Here is an 18201-nt window from a genome sequence, read left to right as displayed (position 1 = left end):
GTCAATATAACACTTTCATACGGGTTTGTTCAACTGTTGTTCGTGTGAAGAAGGCGCACTGCATGTACATCTTCACAGAAGCCTCTAAGTCCATTATAAACGCGGCTTAATTTCGCCTCTTTTGCGACTAAGCCAAAAACAGTAGGGCCGCTTCCGCTCATAAGCGCCGCATCTACACCGGATTGAATCATTCGTTCTTTAATACGTCCGACTTCCGGGTACATCTCTAAAGTGACAGCTTCAAGGTCATTGTGAAGGGTGCTGCACATCTTGGCGTAATCTTTAACTGCAATTGCATCTTGCATCGTAGCTGAAGCCGACACGGATGTATTATTAGGCTTCATTCGTTTATAAACCTCGCCCGTAGATACACCCAGCGGCGGTTTTGCAATAATAACCCATGCTGGAGGTGGAGCTGAAATCGGTTCAATGATTTCCCCTCGACCTGTAGCACGAGCCGTTCCTCCGTATACACAGTACGCAACATCTGATCCAATGTGCGACCCAAGCTGGGCAAGCTCTTCCGTTGGCCGCTCTAACTCCCATAGTTCATTTAACCCTCTTAACACCGCTGCTGCATCACTGCTTCCTCCCGCCAAACCTGCAGCTACAGGAATTCTTTTCTCAATATGAATCCGCACTCCTGCCCGTACGTTGTAAGTCTCCTGCATCAATTTCGCAGCTTGAACGGCCAGGTTTTTTTGGTCAGTTGGTATAAAACCTGACGATGAATGTAATTCAATCTGTTTCGATGCTGATTCGCTCAACGTCAATCGATCTGCTAAATCAATTTGAGTCATAATCATATCAACTTCATGAAAGCCATCGGGGCGTTTATACAGCACATCTAGTGATAAGTTGATTTTAGCTGGCGCCTTCATCCGCAATTTCACAATACATTCCCCTTCTTAATCGTGCTTGTCCATTCTTCCGTTTAATTCAATTTCTGATTTTAGCCGAAAAGAACAAGCTTGTACAGTTTGAGACCGAAAACTAACTTCACCTAATATTGAAATACACATCATCCAATTGTTTAAGAGTTAGTTAATCTATGTATCATGTAGCACTCATGATAAGTTTAACGCTTTTGTGTGTGGGGGAGCAGGCCTTCGTCTACAGGCTGTACTAACCTTTTCTATTCTAGATTTAAACCAGCGGATGAACAGAGCGTTTCCCATAAAAAAGAGGACCGTCTTCATAGATATGAAGGCAGTCCCGCTGTATACCTTTCTCACCTGCGATGCAACCATTGGTCAGCCGTTACGGGGCTTCCTCACACACTGTAAGCTCCACCGTCTCGGTCAAAATGTCCGTATAACTATACGAAACACGTTCGATTGGATGCTTGTCCTTATCCAACTTTACGATAAAAACAGAAGGATAGGTTTCTTCAAGCAGTCCCGAACTCTCGACCATCTTGCGACGGCCACCATTTGCTTTCAACGTAATGCGTTTACCAACATTCTCATCCAGCGACTGTTTAATTTCAAATAATGTTTTACCCATTGCCACACCCACCTCACTAAAACATATTATATCATCAAATCTTCGCGAGGTCAAATAAAATTTAAATTTTATCAATACTACCCTCTCCGTGTCAACAATATTCTTCTTTTTTAACGACAATTTAATAAGTAATTTGAAAAATTAGAATTTTTCAATGTTTGTTTATCAAAAAATTTGTTGCTTTATTCAGAGGCTCTGTTGGAGAGTAGGGGAGTAGTTCTTCCCGGCGCTCCCTTTCCACGGGGGCCCCAGGAATCTTCGCAATGCTAATGGCCTCCGGGTTGTCGCCATGTTCGCTGTTGCCGCTAGATCAGGTCGTGCCCGCCATATCAACGACCATTAGCAACAATATATTTTTAAAATAGGGGAGTTTTCTTGAAGTCGCTCCGGTCAGGCGCTCCCCCCAGGAACCAGGGCGGCATCGACTTGATCTTCACTTCGTTTAACCTCTCCGTGTCTTCTTTGTCATAGCAACCCTTCCATCCCCTCGGCAAAGCTCACCGTTTGGGTTCTTCAGCTGTTGTTTTCCCCCCTGGACCACAGCCCTCGCTTCTTCGGAGATTTGAGTAAAAAAACGCCTACGCTTAAGAGCGAAGGCGATATGTTGCATCTTCATCTTGTTTGGGCATACCTCGTCTAAGCACGCCTTTTGTGTCTAAGCCCCCAAGTCCGCTCGCCCCTGTTGGTGTGTTTCGAAGCAGGTCGTATAACCGCACGCGGTTCATAAATGGGGTGATGCTTACTCTAGCTGCAATATAAACAGGATCCAAGGCATGAATGTTTACCCGTTCCGGGGAACTTGCATAATTCGAGCCTGCCCGGAGTAGCCAATCAAAATAAGATTGACAGGCGCCTGCAAAAATTACTAAATCATCGAGATGAGGTTCGAACTTACGTGCTTTTCGAACAGCTTGACCAAAAAACTTAGAATTGCGATAGGCTTTAATTTCATTCGGCTTGCCTTTTGAAGAAAGATAGGCGTCATGGCCTGTAATTACTAATATGTCAGGCCGTACCATTTCAAGTAAGGAATCAATTTCTTCAGGCATATCTTTTTCAGCGACATGGGCCCCGTACACAGGGATCCCAATCCGTTCATACACATGTGTGCATTTATCAAGGTATTTGGAATCCCCGTCAATATGGAGCACCCGTCCTCTTTTTTCAAAATAACCTTCCTCCGATTCATAGCCGGCCGACATTTCATATTCATTTTGTTCTCTTAATGTTTTTGCATCTTGGCGAAAAAGCCGATAACACTTATCTGCTCGTTCTTTTTCCACTTTCTGACGTTCGTTTAAATCATCGTCATCAACCTGCACTAAGTCGGAAAGCGGAGCATCTGCACCAAGACGCACATCCTCACCAATGAGTTGAGCAACATCATTTTGAATATCGGTAATGCGAAACACGATGTCACTTCCATACGATTTCCTACTCACAAGATCTCCGCTTGCAAAACGCACCGTTCGCAGACCTCCTTTACGATAGTACGCTATGCAAAGTGGTAATGACATGTGCTTATCCGTGATCTTCTTGAGTAAAGAAAAAACGTTTCATCGCTTCGCTAAGTCGGGCAAATTCCTCCATTGTTAACGTTTCTCCCCGCCGGGTGGAATCAATCTCCGCTCGTGCAAATGCTTTCTGCAAATCCCCCCGCCGCTCTTTCGTAGCTATCGCTTGAACCATGTTGTTCCAAAGGGTTTTGCGGCGTTGCGTAAAGGCTGACTGAACCACATAGAAAAACCACGATTCATCTTCCACTTCTACAGGGGGCTTCTTCCTAAGTTCCATACGTATAATCGCTGAATCAACATTTGGTTTTGGCACAAATACAGTACGCGGGATCGTCATAACTTGTTCCACGTCTGCATAATACTGCGCTGCAATTGAAAGCGATCCATACGCTTTTGACCCAGGCACCGCTTCAAGTCTTTCGGCTACTTCTTTTTGCATCATCGCTACGATCCGGTCAACTGGCAGCCTGCTTTCCAATAGCCCCATTAGGATAGGGGTGGTAACATAATACGGTAAGTTGCCAACCACAGCGACCTGTTCTACCTCTTGAAACTGATCGGCAATTACTTCACCTACATCTATTTCTAAAATATCACCATGATGAATGGAGACGTTCCGATAAGGAGCCATTGTCTCGTTTAAAACAGGGATCAATCGTTGGTCAATTTCAACAGCAGAGACTTTTTTCACCTGCTTGGCAAGCTGTTCCGTTAAAGCTCCAATTCCCGGTCCTATTTCAATCACGCCATCTTCAGCGGTTAATTTTGCAGCTTTAACGATGTTTTTTAGCGTGTTGACATCTATTAAAAAATTTTGGCCCAAGCTTTTTTTAAACGTAAATCCGTTTGCTTCTAAAATTTCTTTTGTACGCGCTGGGGTGGCAATGTCTTTTGTCATCTAATCTCTTCCCCTTCATCGATTGCTTGAACTGCTTGGAAAAACTCTTCACGCTGAATCCGAAACATGCGCAGGCGCTTCTCAAGCTGCTTGCCATTGGCATACCCTATTCTAAGCTGTTTCCCTAAATGTTCGCGTCGTTTCTTTGCCTGTTGGCTGCCAAGCAGATTCGCTTCGATTAAGTCTGTTCGGCTAATTTGTTGTGCACTTTCATCTTCTAACCCATGTTCTTGTTGAGCAAACAATAAAGCCTGCTGAATAGCTTCCACTGAAGCATTTTCTACACCAAGGTCTGAATCTTGAAGATTCAAAGCTTCTTCCCGCGGCAAAAATGCATGCTTGCATCCTGGCACCGCTTCGCGCACAATGCGGCGGACTCGTTCTCCCGGCGCATCTGGATCTGTAAAAATAATAACACCACGACGCTCGGAAGCTAGTTTAATTTGTTCTAACACTTCAAGTGGGACAGCCGAGCCGTTTGTCTCGATCGTATCTGCTTGTACCGCCCGTTTTATAGCTACTGTATCGTCTTTTCCTTCCACCACGATACATTCATGTATTATCATCATACGCGTCTCCTTCAAAATAATCCTTCCATCTCATTAGTATACTATATCAACTACATAGAAAGAAAAGTGAAGAACGTTAGCATATGGAAGCCGCTACCTTTTTCTCTCCACAGGAGCACCCGTGGAAAGCGTGCGCCTCCAGCGAATTCAACAGTTGCACGTATACCGTTTTCTTCAACTATTTATACATTTACGTTGTAAAAAAAGAAGCCTCCCTATACGGGCTGGCTTCTGTCTTTACCGTTACTTCTTTAGCTTGTGCTATCGCATACTTAAACAAACTTACACGACTTAATCAAGTACTGTTACTTCAACACTGCGACGCCCGAAGCTGTTCGCTTCAGACTTTGAACTGACATGGAGGTCGATTCGGTTTCCTGTTATAGCCCCTCCTGTATCTCCAGCTACAGCTTCCCCATACCCTTCCACGTGTACAGTTGAACCGAGCGGAATTACACTTGGGTCCACCGCTACAACTGCCATGTTAGGATTTTCATTTAAATTAATGCCTGTGGCTGTCACACCCGTACAGCCTGCACAGTTTGCTGTATAAGCTGTAGCTTCCATCGTCATCGACTGACCGCCAGCTTGTTCAGGAGAAGACGAAGCAGCAGAACCTTCCCCTCCTCGCGACACTGTTTCCGCTTCAGGACGCGTACCAACCGCTACGAGACGATCTTCACTTTCTTGAACGGTTTCTTCTGTCAGAAGCTCTCGATCAATTTCTTCCCCGTTTTCCTTTGTGATTTCATAGTGTTTTTCGATCAGACCAACACGGCCCTCATCAATCACTTCTTCTTCACCTTCTGCCATCGTTTCATCAGGGCGGGTTACTGTACCATAAGTAATTTCTTCCTCAATTTTATCAATAAACGTCTCTACGCGAATGACATCAATATCGCTTCCTTCTTCCAACTCGCCCTCAAGGCCAGGCTCTACCCGATCCTCTTCATTTAGTTCAATACCTTTCTCCTCTAACACTTCGGATACTTGGTTGGCAGTGGTTAGTATCTCTTCTGCTTCTCCCTCTTCATTAATCACGACTGGAAAGGCTTCTTTATAAGTAAGTGTCATCCCTTCTTCAATTGCTGTGTCAGCTGAAGGTTCTAGCACATCCTCTTTTCGAGTAGTGATCTCTTTTTCTTCTAGTACCTCTTCAACATCATCAGCAGTCGTTACTACTTTTTGCTTCTCGTTATTTTTTTTGAAGGTGATTTCCTGGGCCTGGTCCCATTCGACTACCATTAATCCTTCAACTTCTTTTTCAAGCCCTGGTTCAACTTGGTCAGCTTCACCTACCTCCAATCCTTCTTCAGCTAAAGCCTCTTTAACTGTTTCGGCATGGGTAGCAAGCACTTGTTCCTCTTCATCTGTTACCACTGTCACTGTAGCTTTCGTCGTTTCATAAATTGCATAAATGATTCCAGCACCTGCAAGTAAACTAAGTACAGACACCAGGACCAGCTTCTTTCCCTTTGTCATGTTGGACAAAAACGGAGTTGCTTTCTCCTGCATGCAGAAACTCTCTCCCCTCTCATTAACAGGATGTGAGCTCTCCTCCTCTCTTTTTCATTGAAGAATCTCATGGTCCATGGTGATTATCTCTTGAATAATTGGAAATTAAAAGAAAAACTTCTCGACCTCTTTAGGTGAGTCCCACCAAAAAAAGAAAGGAACCGACGTTGCTTTTCAGCATTAGTCAGTTCCCTCTATAAAATGGAGACGTCTCTTTATGAAATGTCGAATAATTTTTTTGCATTGCGGGTCGTGGTCTCTGCTACTTCTTCGAGAGAAAGTCCTTTTAATGCAGCCATTTGTTCAGCTACCAACCTAACAAACGCAGGCTCATTACGCTTTCCTCGATATGGGTGAGGCGCTAAAAATGGGCAGTCGGTTTCTACTAACAGGCGTTCCATCGGAATTTCTTTTGCTACTTCTTTTGGGAGTTTTGCATTTTTAAATGTTAAAGGTCCCCCAAAAGAAATATAAAAGTTCATATCAAGACAGCGTTTTGCAATCTCCAAGTCCCCTCCAAAGCAGTGCATGATACCGCCTACTTCTCCTGCTTTTTCTTCTTCCAGAAGGTCGGCAATATCAGCGTGCGCTTCCCGGTCATGAATAACAATCGGGAGGTTTACTTCTTTTGCTAACTGGATCTGCCGTCTAAACACTTCTTTTTGCACCTCTTTAGGGGATTTATCCCAATGATAATCCAATCCCATTTCACCAAGTGCTACCACTTTCGGATGCGAGGCAAGTGATTTGATCCAATCAAGATCTTCATCTGTCATATCAATGGCATCTACTGGGTGCCAGCCTACCGACGCATACATAAATTCGTACATTTCCGCGAGCTCTATTGCTTTAGGAATCGTATCCCGGTCAAAGCCAACAACATTCATCAGAGAGACGCCAGCCTCCTGCGCCCGCTCAATCACTTCTTCCCGGTCCTCGGCAAATGGGTCAATATTTAAATGAACATGAGTATCAAATAACACCTAGCCGCCTCCTCCTTTTCACTCTTATGAGGTTGATTCTTAATTGACGATGGCCCCATTAGGCAGAGATTCAGCAAACGATGCCAAGGCCAATTCACTTTTCGTGGAACCGGCTAAAATCATACCTTCGGACTTTTCACCGCGCAGTTTTACAGGTTTAAGATTAGCTACACAAATGACTTTGCGCCCTTTCAATTCATCCACTGAATAATGTTTGGCAATCCCTGAAACAACCTGGCGCTGTTCATAACCGAGGTCGAGCTGAATTTTATATAACTTGTCCGCTTTCTTGACTGGTTCAGCTTCGATAATCTCAGCTACCCGCAATTCCACCTTAGAAAAATCATCAATCGTAATGTGCTCTGGCTCTTCTTTCTGTTCCTGTTCCTCTTCTTCGTCAGCTAAACTTGTCTTCGCCTGCCCGCCCATCACATCTTCAATAATTCGTTTCGTTTCTACTTCTACTTCTAAGCGTGGAAAGACAGGCGTGCCTTTTTTAACTACTTTTGTCCCGTCTTCAAGTTGGCCAAATTCTCTCATCGATTCCCAGGTCGTAATAGATTCAGGAATACCCAATTGCTCCCAAATTTTAGCCGGCGTTTCCGTCATAAACGGTTGAATCAGAATGGAGATGTAACGAAGTGATTCGGCCAAGTGATACAAGACCGTGCCAAGCTGTCCTTGATTTTCTTCTTGTTTGGCCAAAAGCCATGGCTGTGTTTCATCAATATACTTGTTCGTGCGGCTGACCAGCTGCCAGATTGCCGTCAAAGCAACCGAAAACTCCATCTCTTCCATGGATGTTTCAACTTTTTCTACAGTAGCATCAACTAGCTCTAGGAGCGAAGCATCATACGGCGTACCATCTTTAATATAAGCTGGCATTTCACCATCAAAGTATTTATTAATCATAGCAACTGTTCGATTTAACAAGTTGCCTAAATCATTCGCTAAATCATAATTCAACCGATCGACGAAGCTCTCAGGAGTGAAAACCCCGTCTGAACCAAAAGGTACTTCCCGCAACAAATAATAACGCACTGCATCCAGTCCATACATGTCGATTAGTGGAATTGGGTCCACCACATTCCCTTTGGACTTAGACATCTTTCCATCTTTCATAAGCAACCAACCGTGACCGAACACTTTTTTAGGCAGCGGCAAATCAAGAGCCATCAGCATAATCGGCCAATAAATTGTATGAAAACGGACGATTTCTTTTCCAACCAGATGAACATCTGCTGGCCAATAACGCTGGTACTTTTCGTCGTCTTCCCGGCCGTATCCTAATGCGGTAATATAGTTGCTCAACGCATCAATCCAAACATAAACCACATGTTCCGGGTCACTTGGAACGGGAACACCCCACTCAAAAGCCGTACGTGAGACTGCTAAATCTTCCAGGCCAGGCTTAATGAAATTATTAATCATTTCATTTTTGCGAGACTCCGGTTGGATAAACTCAGGGTTCTCTTCGTAAAACTGAAGCAGGCGGTCGCTATATTTACTAAGACGGAAAAAGTATGATTTTTCCCGGACCCATTCGACAGGATCACCATTGTCCGGGCTTTTTCCGCCTACAATTTTCCCATCTTCATAAATAGGATCTACTAATTGGCGCTCCGTATAGTATGTTTCATCTGATACAGAATACCAGCCTTCATATTCGCTTAAGTAGATATCACCCTGCTCTTTGAGCTGTTCAAAGATTTGCTGGACCACTTGCTTGTGCCGGTCTTCTGTTGTGCGGATGAAATCATCATAGGAAATATCAAGCTTCTTCCAAAGGTGCTGAATGCCTGACACAATTTCATCAACAAAAGCTTGAGGTTCAACCCCTTTCTCTTTTGCTTTTCGTTCAATCTTCTGTCCGTGTTCATCTGTACCAGTTAAATACATCACGTCATAGCCACGCAAGCGTTTATACCGTGCCATCGCATCCCCTGCTACTGTGGTATAAGCGTGACCGATGTGCAGTTTGTCGCTCGGGTAATAGATTGGAGTCGTAAGATAAAAAGTATCTTTCTTTGCCTCATTCATGACTTACCAGATGCCTCCTTTTTTATACTACACTAAGTGTTTTTCACGTGCTGTTCTTACTCAGACTGAGCACGAGAACGCTGCCTAAGCAGTTTCCCAACCTCAGGCAAATTCTTTCATGTTATGGAAAATAAAAAAAGCCCTCTCCCACCAAGGGACGAAAGCTTGAACTCACGCGGTACCACCCTACTTCCCCTGCTTTTATACAGGGCTCCAGGCAATGGGAAAGAATCCCATGCACATCGATAACGTCGATTGACGGCTTCATCTTACCTCTATCTCGTTAAAGGCTCGAAGAAGCATCCTCCCAGGACCATCTTCCGAATGTCTCACGTGCCGGGTCCCACCATTACCGGCTCTCTGGTCAACGCTCGCGCACTCGTACTTATCCCTTCATCGGACTCCCATTTAAAAAATTCCAATTAAAACTATACCGAAGAAGACAAATGCCTGTCAAGCCAGGGTGAGAGCTGAAATTAATGAATATATACTTTCAAGTTTCTTCCTCTGGTTGTTGTTAGTTAAACGCACTTCCAATCTTTCTAACTATCTGTCTATTTATTTCTTCTGTTCTGTTTTATTTAGCGTTTTAACCTATGTCATCGTATGATGAGCGGAATGTCGAATTACGTCGAATCTTTACAAAACCTTCACATTAAACTAGCCGGAATAAGGGAATTACTGCATAAAAGATATATCTATTAAACAACAGCGGAAATATGTAAGATTTACATACTTTCTATGACGCGAGTTTTACTTGTTTCACATTTTTTTCTATTTTTAATTGGTTTTTTAAAGTAATTTAATTGACTTGTTTTGGTAGGGTTGGTATTCTTAGTGTATAGATAGAAAATTGTCGAATGATGACAATAAAAAGAACTTCTACCCAAGGAGGATAACGATTATGAAATCCACAGGTATCGTAAGAAAAGTTGATGAGTTAGGACGAGTTGTAATTCCAATTGAGCTGCGCCGTACGCTTGATATCGCAGAAAAAGATGCGCTTGAAATTTATGTAGACAATGATCAAATTGTTCTAAAAAAATACAAGCCTAACATGACCTGCCAAATTACTGGTGAAGTTTCTGATGAAAACCTCTCTCTTGCAGATGGGAAAATCATTCTCAGCCCTGAAGGCGCAGAAAATGTGATTCAAGAGCTGCAAAGCTACGTAGATAACCATAAAACTCGTTCTTAATAATAGACGAACGATAGCCAATATAAAGGAGCTGCTCTAGACTCAGAGCAGCTCCTTCTTATCGTCAACAGTCTTTTTACAGAGTGGGGAAAAACGCCCGGTCCCTCTCCAACTGTAACGCCATTTCGTTTATAGATTATGGTACGCTTGGTACATGTCTCGTTTTGGCACGTCCCGGTCTTTAGCCGCTTCTCGCATCGCTTCTTTTGGCGAACGGCCCTCGGCGATATAAGATTCCACATGGGCCTTATAGGTGAGAGAGTCCCACCATTTTTCGCCTTCAGCCTCCTCTTTTTCCTCTTCGCTAATCCCATCCACAATCAAACAGTACTCGCCTTTCACTTCCTCCTGTGACTCCGCCCAGCCTAACAGCTCACTAAGCGTCCCACGTACGTATGTTTCATAACGTTTCGTTAGTTCTTTAGCAAGTACAGCCTGGCGCTCTGGCCAACTTTTCACCATTTGTTTCAACGTTTGTTTTAAACGATGCGGCGCTTCATAAAACACTAGTGGCACTGTTATCATAGATAAATGTTCAATTTCTGTTTCAAACGCTTTTTGTTTACGAGGCAAAAAACCATAAAAGTAATAACTGCCGCTTCCAAGTCCCGAAGCAATATAAGACGTGATGGCTGCATTCGCTCCTGGAAGCGGGACCACGGGGACCCTCTTCTCAATGCAGGCCCTTACGAGCTCTATTCCTGGATCTGATACAAGTGGGGTGCCGGCATCACTAACTAGTGCCACCGTGGAGCCTTGAGAGAGCTGCTCCATAATTGACGGAAGCTTTTGCAACTTATTATGTTCATGAAAACTATCAAGCCGGGTGGCTATTTCATATGCGTTGCAAAGCTTCCTTGTCTGCCTGGTATCCTCAGCATAAATAACCGACACTTCTTGGAGAATGCGCACCGCTCGAAACGTCATATCTTCTAAATTTCCAATCGGTGTTGGCACTAAATACAGAGCTCCTTGTTCTTCACTGGCTTGGCCTTGCGACTGAACTTGCATCTCTTTTCCCTCCGCTGTAAACGAGGTGTTCCTTCTGGGTCCTCGTTAATTGTTTGATTGCATATTCTTCTCGCATTGCGTCTTGTTTTGTAGCATATTGTTTCGTGTAGACAAGCGCAAGCGGCCTTCTCGCTCTCGTATATTTTGCCCCTTTTCCACTTTCGTGAACATGGAAGCGCCGGGTGGGATCGGTAGTATAACCGGTATAATACGAGCCGTCACAACATTCAAGAATATATACGTAGTGTTCAGTTTTCTCCTTCATAATACGCTAGAAACTCCTCCGTATACTGATTCTGTTCATCATATACAGCTAAAGCAGGGAGCGTCAAGAGGCCCGCTTTCCCGCCTTTCATTGCTTCGATTAACACGAGATTGGCAGCTTCACTTTTTTTAGGGTGAATAAAGCAGACTCGTTTTGGTTCTAGTTGGTACGCTCTCATCGTTTCAAACACTTCAACTAATCTTTCTGGACGATAGACACAAGCAAATTTCCCCCGCTGTTTTAATAATTTGCCCGCAGCTTGCAACACATCCGCCAGCGTACAATACATTTCATGTCGTGCAATGGCGACATAAGGGTTTTGGCTGTATGCTTGCTCCGTATTCCGTCGAAAATAAGGTGGATTACAGGTCACAATGTCATATTGCTCAAGTGCAAATAATTTACCTGCGTCCTTAACGTCCCCTTCTACAATTTTAATTTGTTCTGATTGCTGATTCATTGCTATACTGCGGCGCGCCATCTCAGCCAGCCTGGGCTGAAGTTCAAGACCAGTGATTGCAGCCTTACTTCGCTCGGATAATACGAGCGGGATGACGCCGTTTCCAGTACATAAATCCATGACCTGGCTATGAGATTTGCTTAGACCGACAAATTGGGCCAGTAAGACTGCATCAATTGAAAATGAAAAAACATGATCACTCTGAATAATTTGTAACCGATTATTTATATAGTTTATATGCTCGTCTACTCTCAAATCCATTGTTTTTCTCCCTTTCCAAAACCCCCAAGCCTTTCTTATTTAGACAAGCTACGAACGACATACAATCGCACGTCAGCCTCTTATACCAAAGGGCGAAGGGCTGTTTACACAAAAAAGCCAACTCCACCTTTATATCATTCGCCCTTGGCCCGCCATGGATGTGGCGAGAGAAAAAGCTGCATGAAACGTTCGGGGAGTTGACTTTGACTAAAACCCGGTTATTTCTTTATTTTTGCTGAAGAAAGGAAAGACAAAATAAACAATCTCCATCTGTGCGTAAACTCCCATAATGAAGGTTACAGATATGAAAACCTTCATGATAGAGACGAGCTAAATTATCATGTCCTTCTCCAAGCTGGGAACGAATATGGGTGGATGGTTCACCCGGTTCTTGCTCCTTAGCATCGTTCTCTTCACTGGAATTTTCCAAAAGCTCTCGTAAATGTTTGTTTTCTAGAAGCAGCGCTTGATTCTCTTCAATTAACATCGCAAGCTGTTCTTTTAATTCACCAAGCTCATGATGCATCGAACCGATTCGCTCTTCCATATGAATGACTTGAGAGAATATTTCTTTTTTGTTCAAGACGGTTCCCACCTTGTCTCCTCGTCAACACCGTTAGTTCGTGAGTGAACCTTGCTCAAGAAGCTCATCTAATGTATATTCTGTCACACGTTCAGGATCAAAAAGTTGGACTTGCACCAGCCGTTCTAGCATATTTAGACCAATGACCTTTCCTTTACCTTCCTCTGTTCGCAACGTCTCGCCGACATCTGGGAGTTCTTGTTTTGCTTCCTCATATTCATCATTTTCATATTTCAAACAGCACATCAAGCGGCCACAAAGCCCTGAAATTTTTGCTGGGTTCAATGAAAGGTTTTGATCTTTTGCCATTTTGATTGAAACAGGTTCAAAATCTCCCAGAAAAGATGAACAACAAAGGACACGACCACAAGGCCCAATTCCCCCAAGCATTTTTGCTTCATCACGCACTCCGATTTGCCGAAGTTCAATACGCGTGCGGAATACTGAAGCCAAATCTTTTACATGGTTTCTAAAATCAATACGGCCATCAGCTGTAAAATAAAAAAGCACTTTATTACGGTCAAATGTATACTCTACTTCTACTAAATTCATGTCCAACTCATGCTCATTTATCTTTTGCTGACACGTATCAAATGCTTCTCTGGCTAGCTCCTTATTCTCCCGAGCCGTTAAACGGTCTTTTTCAGTTGCTTGACGGATGACTTTCTTAAGCGGGAGAACGACATCTTCCTCATCTACTTCTTTCTTTTCTAACACTACTTTACCAATCTCGATCCCTCGCGCCGTTTCAACAATTACCCATTCTTCAACGCTCAGATCTAGGTCACCCGGGGAAAAATAGTATATTTTTCCAGCCTTTTTAAATCGTACACCAACTACATGATGCAATGTCATGATCCCTCCTGTAAGCGGAGCAATAAACGCTCCATAAGAAGCTGCGGATTCACGTTTGCTGCGAGTTGGCGCTTTGCCTCAAGCACAGCCTCCATTTGCCAAGCAATGGTCTGTTCTTTACGGTAAAGCGCTTCTTTTTGCAAACGCTCCACCTGATCGGGGTAGGCAAGTTTAGTATGCCCAAGCTTCGTATATAACAAATCCCGATACCAATATAAAAACATATCCAGTCCCACCTGGATATCATCACGGTCTATAAAATGATTCAACCATTTATCCTGAAGAGTTAACAGCATTTGCTGAGGTCGTTTCCATACCTCTTCCGTTAATTGTATCACTAGAGTTCTTCCTTGTACAATCCACGCGGCTGGCTCTTCTTTATTCGATAAGGTTTCTTCTGAAGCTAAGTAAGCGCGCAGTGCTGCAACGGTTTCGCCTTCCCCTTGAGACATGAAGTACTCAGCTTTTTCTTCCTCTTGTAAGGCAGAAAAATGTATCACTTGAGAACGGGAGATAACCGTATCTAAAAGAAAGTGAAGGTTGTCCGTTAAAAGAACGGCGAGTGTCTCGCCGTCTGGTTCTTCAAGAAATTTTAATAAACTGTTGGCTGCACTGGCTGTCATTGTATCCGCCTGGTATACAATATAAATTTTTTGTTCAGATTCCATTCCTTTATACGTAAACTCTTTTTGAAGTTGTTCCACTTGTGCTTTCTTTATTGATAAGCCCTCAGGCCGGATAACCATCACATCAGGGTGATTGCCGCTTTCAATCCGCCTGCATTCAGGACATTCTTGGCACGGCTCCGCTTCCTGGCGATTTATACATAAGAAGGCTTTAGCTAGATGAAAAGCAGCTTCTTCTTTCGGTGTCCCTTCCTCGCCTTCAAATATAAACGCATGGGGTAGTTTTTCTTTAACTAAACTTCCCTTTAATAATTGGATAGGGACAGGTTGAGTTGCTTGTAAGGAATTCCAATTCATTACTGTTCCTCCTGCTAAAATTGCTCAAACTGCTCCACGGATAAAATAAATACAGTCGCCCCGCCAACTTGAACTTCAACTGGATAGGGTACATACGAATCAGCGTTTCCTCCCATGGGAGAAACTGGCGCAACCAATTGTTCCCGGGTTTCACAATTTTTCTGGATCAAGCGAAGTACGTCTTCCACTTGTTCATCTTCTACCCCAACTAGAAACGTTGTATTACCCGCTTTTAAAAAACCGCCTGTACTAGCAAGTTTTGTAGCTCCGTATTCTTCATCTACGAGTGCATTGGATAAGCGATGGCTGTCTTTATCTTGCACGACCGCTACAATCAGCTTCATACGGTTTATCACCCTTTCCGGAATTCTCTCTTTACATACATTCATTTTTCTTACTATATATTTTATTACGAGGGGGCAGAAAGAGAAACCTTTCCCTTGCAAATATCTTATTAGTTTTTCTTTTAAAGGGCAGTTTTAACACAGCTCAATACATTTTCACATACCTGCTCCAATGATTGCGAAGCATCAATCTTAACCAAACGGTCCGGATGCTTAGCAAGCAAGAGCTCATACCCTTTTCTAACATGTTCATGAAAGGTTAAATGCTCCATGTCCAAGCGATTAACCTCGCGCTTTTCATTTGCATTTACGCGCTCCAACCCTTCACTTGGCTCTAAATCAAAATAAAGAGTGAGATGAGGCACCCAGGATTCAATGGCAAAGTCATTAATCGCCCCGACTTCATCCATCCCTATTTCCCTGGCATATCCTTGATAGGCAAGGCTGCTATCTACAAAGCGATCACAAAGAACCACCTTGCCCTCCTGCAATGCTGGCACAATTTTTTCGACTAGATGCTGCCTCCTAGCTGCGGCGTATAATAACGCTTCTGTGCGTCCATCCATCTCTGTATGCTCAGGGTCAAGAATTAAAGAACGGATCTGTTCAGCAATATGTATGCCCCCTGGTTCTCTCGTATGTAAACATGCATAACCGTCAGCTTGAAGGTTCTCTAACACATATTGAATAACTGTGGACTTCCCAGCTCCTTCTCCGCCTTCGAATGTAATAAAACACCCTTCTTTTTTCACATTCTTCCTCCTTAATATGGACTTTACGTAAGAGCATTGTTCATTGTATACTGCTCTGTATTCTATTGAGCGATCTCTGTCGCTTCTTATTTAGTAATCATTTTGTTCTTTATTTTTTATTAGCTTTGTTAACAAGTAGTGTTGATCGTCCCCATCAGGCCTCCCTTTCCGCAGGCAAACCCGTGATTCCCCAGGTTAACACTCTTCGCATTCTCGCCAGGCTTTGGCACCGCACGAGTGGAGCCATTCTTGGAAGTAAACCCTCTTAATCCAAAACCTCCTTTAATAAAGCCTTTTAACAACTAGCACTAACGATTAAAACACAGTCTCGTTCAAATCCTTGGACGTGTCCACCCCTTCGTTTCCATTCTTTTAGTAGCTTTAGGGAGGTCGCAGTAATACGTTCCCCTTTTTGAATCAAAGGAATGCCCGGAGGATATGGCGTCACAGGAGCTGCAGCAATTTCTCCCACAGCCTCATTTGCTTCTACTGTTACTTTAGCGGCTTTTCCCAATTCTTGATAGGTTAGAGCCAATTCACTAACAGAAGGATAAATAATACTTTCAAGAGGTTCGACTTCCGCCTGACGACCTTCTTCTCTCTTAACTACTCGTTCTATAGCTTCTATGACTCGTTCTGTTTCTTCTGAGGATGAGTGAAGAGACCAGATAAACAAGACATAAGAAAAGTCCCCCAATTCTGGATAGACCCTTTCTTTTTCAAGAGCAGCTTGGAATTGCCACCCATTCAAACCTTTCGGGGAGCGAATCACCCACTTTAATGGATCCATTTCTCCGGTCGCTGGTCTGATAAACTGTATGCCCGTTTTTTTAGCTATCGCTTCTTGACGCCTTTCCATCATTTTTTTAAGCTGCCAGCCGTCCTCATTTTCCAAGGAAGCCAAATAGGCTCTAGCTATATCCAATGAGGCCATTATGAGATAGGAAGGGCTACTGGATTGCACCATGGCCAAAGCATTTCGGCACTCTTCCACAGTTACCTGCGAATGTTCACTTACATGTAACCATGCCCCCATTGTTAAAGCAGGCAAGGTTTTATGGGCAGAATGAACGACTATGTCCGCTCCCGCTTCAAGAGCAGAAGGCGGATAAGCGTTGCTTGATGTGAAATGTGCTCCGTGCGCTTCATCTACTATTATTTTCAACCCGTATTTCTTAGCAGCTTGTACAATTTCTTTTATCTCCTTGCTAACCCCGTAGTAAGAAGGAGAAGTGACGATAATCCCATCTAAGCCTGGGGTTTCTTTACACGCTTTTTCGACTTCTTCTGCTTTTACTCCTAATGATAAACCAGTCTCCTTTTCGATTACAGGAGCAAGAAATACTGGATGAACACGGGCTAATTCCAACCCATTTAATACTGATTTATGTACATCCCTTTGCACAAGCACTTTATCTCCTTCTTGAAAAGAAGCAAGAATAGCTGCCAAATTTCCCACAGTGGAACCGCCAACTAAAAACAACGTGGCAAAAGAACGATAATAAGAGGCAGCAAGAGACTCTGCTTCCATAATAACTGTAGAAGGAGCATATAAATCATCAAGTCCTGTAATCTCCGTTTGATCATAAGCACCAATTTGTTGAAATGCTGTTGAAGACAAAGTAGAAAATAATTGACCATGTTTATGGCCAGGTACATGCATGGAAACGGCATCTAATGAGTTGTGTTTCTCTAAGGCCTCATATAAAGGCATTTGCTTTTGATCATTCATACCATCAGCTCTCTCACCTTACATTCTATCTGCTAATGTACGTGCTTTACTTTGAAATTACAAGAGCAAAACCAGGAAGCTTGTGAACGTTCCACGTGAAACTTTTTCAATCCAAGTCATAGTCCACTCCAGTAATAAGCAACGGGGCTGGGTCGGGGTTTGGTTCGTAAGTAAGCAAGAGCTCACAGGTTAAACAGAGTCGAACTCCATAAATAGTAAGAGAAGGGAACGAAATATTTTCCTTACACAAAGCACAGCAGCTATTTTCATTTTCATTCACAAAGCCCACCTCATTTAATACGTATTAAAAATCAATGATACTATTAAAATGGCCAGTGAGGAGAATTTTTATACTTGAGTAATAGAAATAATATACTTCTCTTCGCTAAAAAAACCCCTCACATCGACAATTCGATGCGAGGGGTTTGTAATTGCCTGGCAGCGTCCTACTCTCACGGGGGGTTGCCCCCCGATTACCATCGGCGCTGAAGAGCTTAACGGCCGTGTTCGGCATGGGAACGGGTGTGACCTCTTCGCCATCACCACCAGACCAATATAGAGTGTTATTCACTCAAAACTGGATAGCGTCGTTGATGAAATACCGGTGCGTTGACTTAAACCATTAGGATAAGCCCTCGACCGATTAGTATCTGTCAGCTGCACGTGTCGCCACGCGTCCACCTCAGACCTATCAACCTCATCATCTTTGAGGGGTCTTACTTACTTGGC

General features: G+C 43.4%; 18 protein-coding genes and 2 rRNA genes. 1 reads left to right on the top strand and 19 read right to left on the bottom strand.

Features of this window, described 5'->3' with window-relative positions:
- Positions 1-29: 29 nt before the first annotated feature.
- From ispE to metG, 8 genes are all read right to left on the bottom strand, one after another.
- A complete protein-coding gene (gene ispE / locus D469_RS0117695) occupies positions 30-893 on the bottom strand; it encodes a 4-(cytidine 5'-diphospho)-2-C-methyl-D-erythritol kinase (RefSeq protein ID WP_018924722.1) in 864 nt (287 codons plus the stop codon).
- 367 nt (positions 894-1260) lie between these two features.
- Complete coding sequence (gene veg / locus D469_RS0117690; protein ID WP_018924721.1) at positions 1261-1506, bottom strand: biofilm formation stimulator Veg; 246 nt, start codon at positions 1504-1506, stop codon at positions 1261-1263.
- Between the two features lie 584 nt (positions 1507-2090).
- A complete protein-coding gene (gene yabG, locus D469_RS0117685) occupies positions 2091-2972 on the bottom strand; it encodes a sporulation peptidase YabG (protein WP_018924720.1) in 882 nt (293 codons plus the stop codon).
- Positions 2973-3027: 55 nt separating this feature from the next.
- Positions 3028-3921 carry a 16S rRNA (adenine(1518)-N(6)/adenine(1519)-N(6))-dimethyltransferase RsmA gene (rsmA, locus tag D469_RS0117680; RefSeq protein ID WP_018924719.1) on the bottom strand — a complete coding sequence of 298 codons (894 nt, stop codon included), beginning with the start codon at positions 3919-3921 and terminating at the stop codon, positions 3028-3030.
- Positions 3918-4487: a ribonuclease M5 gene (gene rnmV / locus D469_RS0117675; protein ID WP_018924718.1), complete on the bottom strand. Its 570-nt coding sequence runs from the start codon at positions 4485-4487 to the stop codon at positions 3918-3920. The genes rsmA and rnmV overlap by 4 nt, the downstream gene beginning before the upstream one ends.
- Before the next feature lie 294 nt (positions 4488-4781).
- Complete coding sequence (locus tag D469_RS0117670) at positions 4782-6005, bottom strand: G5 and 3D domain-containing protein (RefSeq protein ID WP_018924717.1); 1224 nt, start codon at positions 6003-6005, stop codon at positions 4782-4784.
- Between the two features lie 215 nt (positions 6006-6220).
- Positions 6221-6988: a TatD family hydrolase gene (locus D469_RS0117665; protein WP_018924716.1), complete on the bottom strand. Its 768-nt coding sequence runs from the start codon at positions 6986-6988 to the stop codon at positions 6221-6223.
- 39 nt (positions 6989-7027) lie between these two features.
- Positions 7028-9028, bottom strand: a complete 2001-nt coding sequence (metG, locus tag D469_RS0117660; protein ID WP_018924715.1) for a methionine--tRNA ligase — start codon at positions 9026-9028, stop codon at positions 7028-7030.
- 904 nt (positions 9029-9932) lie between these two features.
- Here metG and D469_RS0117655 point away from each other — a divergent pair.
- A complete protein-coding gene (locus D469_RS0117655; RefSeq protein ID WP_018924714.1) occupies positions 9933-10226 on the top strand; it encodes an AbrB/MazE/SpoVT family DNA-binding domain-containing protein in 294 nt (97 codons plus the stop codon).
- A 129-nt stretch (positions 10227-10355) separates the two neighbouring features.
- Here the strand turns inward: D469_RS0117655 and rsmI are convergent, their stop codons facing one another.
- From rsmI to D469_RS0117595, 11 genes are all read right to left on the bottom strand, one after another.
- Entirely contained in the window at positions 10356-11237 is an 882-nt protein-coding gene (rsmI, locus tag D469_RS0117650; RefSeq protein ID WP_018924713.1) for a 16S rRNA (cytidine(1402)-2'-O)-methyltransferase, read from the bottom strand.
- On the bottom strand, positions 11206-11502 hold the full coding sequence (locus D469_RS0117645) for a GIY-YIG nuclease family protein (protein WP_018924712.1): 297 nt from the start codon (positions 11500-11502) through the stop codon (positions 11206-11208). The genes rsmI and D469_RS0117645 overlap by 32 nt, the downstream gene beginning before the upstream one ends.
- Positions 11486-12223, bottom strand: a complete 738-nt coding sequence (locus tag D469_RS0117640; RefSeq protein WP_018924711.1) for a tRNA1(Val) (adenine(37)-N6)-methyltransferase — start codon at positions 12221-12223, stop codon at positions 11486-11488. The genes D469_RS0117645 and D469_RS0117640 overlap by 17 nt, the downstream gene beginning before the upstream one ends.
- A gap of 226 nt (positions 12224-12449) precedes the next feature.
- The gene (gene yabA / locus D469_RS0117635; RefSeq protein ID WP_018924710.1) at positions 12450-12806 is read right to left on the bottom strand and encodes a DNA replication initiation control protein YabA; all 357 of its coding nucleotides are present in this window, start codon (positions 12804-12806) and stop codon (positions 12450-12452) included.
- Positions 12807-12839: 33 nt separating this feature from the next.
- Complete coding sequence (locus tag D469_RS0117630; protein WP_026286298.1) at positions 12840-13655, bottom strand: PSP1 domain-containing protein; 816 nt, start codon at positions 13653-13655, stop codon at positions 12840-12842.
- Between the two features lie 2 nt (positions 13656-13657).
- Positions 13658-14644 carry a DNA polymerase III subunit delta' gene (gene holB / locus D469_RS0117625; RefSeq protein ID WP_018924708.1) on the bottom strand — a complete coding sequence of 329 codons (987 nt, stop codon included), beginning with the start codon at positions 14642-14644 and terminating at the stop codon, positions 13658-13660.
- 14 nt (positions 14645-14658) lie between these two features.
- Positions 14659-14988 carry a cyclic-di-AMP receptor gene (locus D469_RS0117620; RefSeq protein WP_018924707.1) on the bottom strand — a complete coding sequence of 110 codons (330 nt, stop codon included), beginning with the start codon at positions 14986-14988 and terminating at the stop codon, positions 14659-14661.
- A gap of 122 nt (positions 14989-15110) precedes the next feature.
- On the bottom strand, positions 15111-15740 hold the full coding sequence (tmk, locus tag D469_RS0117615; protein WP_018924706.1) for a dTMP kinase: 630 nt from the start codon (positions 15738-15740) through the stop codon (positions 15111-15113).
- 295 nt (positions 15741-16035) lie between these two features.
- Positions 16036-17472: an aminotransferase class I/II-fold pyridoxal phosphate-dependent enzyme gene (locus D469_RS20735; protein WP_018924705.1), complete on the bottom strand. Its 1437-nt coding sequence runs from the start codon at positions 17470-17472 to the stop codon at positions 16036-16038.
- 433 nt (positions 17473-17905) lie between these two features.
- A 5S ribosomal RNA gene (rrf, locus tag D469_RS0117600) occupies positions 17906-18022 on the bottom strand.
- 73 nt (positions 18023-18095) lie between these two features.
- Positions 18096-18201 (bottom strand): 23S ribosomal RNA (locus D469_RS0117595); the annotation flags it as partial.

Source organism: Salsuginibacillus kocurii DSM 18087 (genome assembly GCF_000377705.1).
Lineage (GTDB): Bacteria > Bacillota > Bacilli > Bacillales > Marinococcaceae > Salsuginibacillus > Salsuginibacillus kocurii.
The sequence above is the reverse complement of the archived record's forward strand: the minus strand, read 5'-3'. Positions and strand labels throughout refer to the sequence as shown.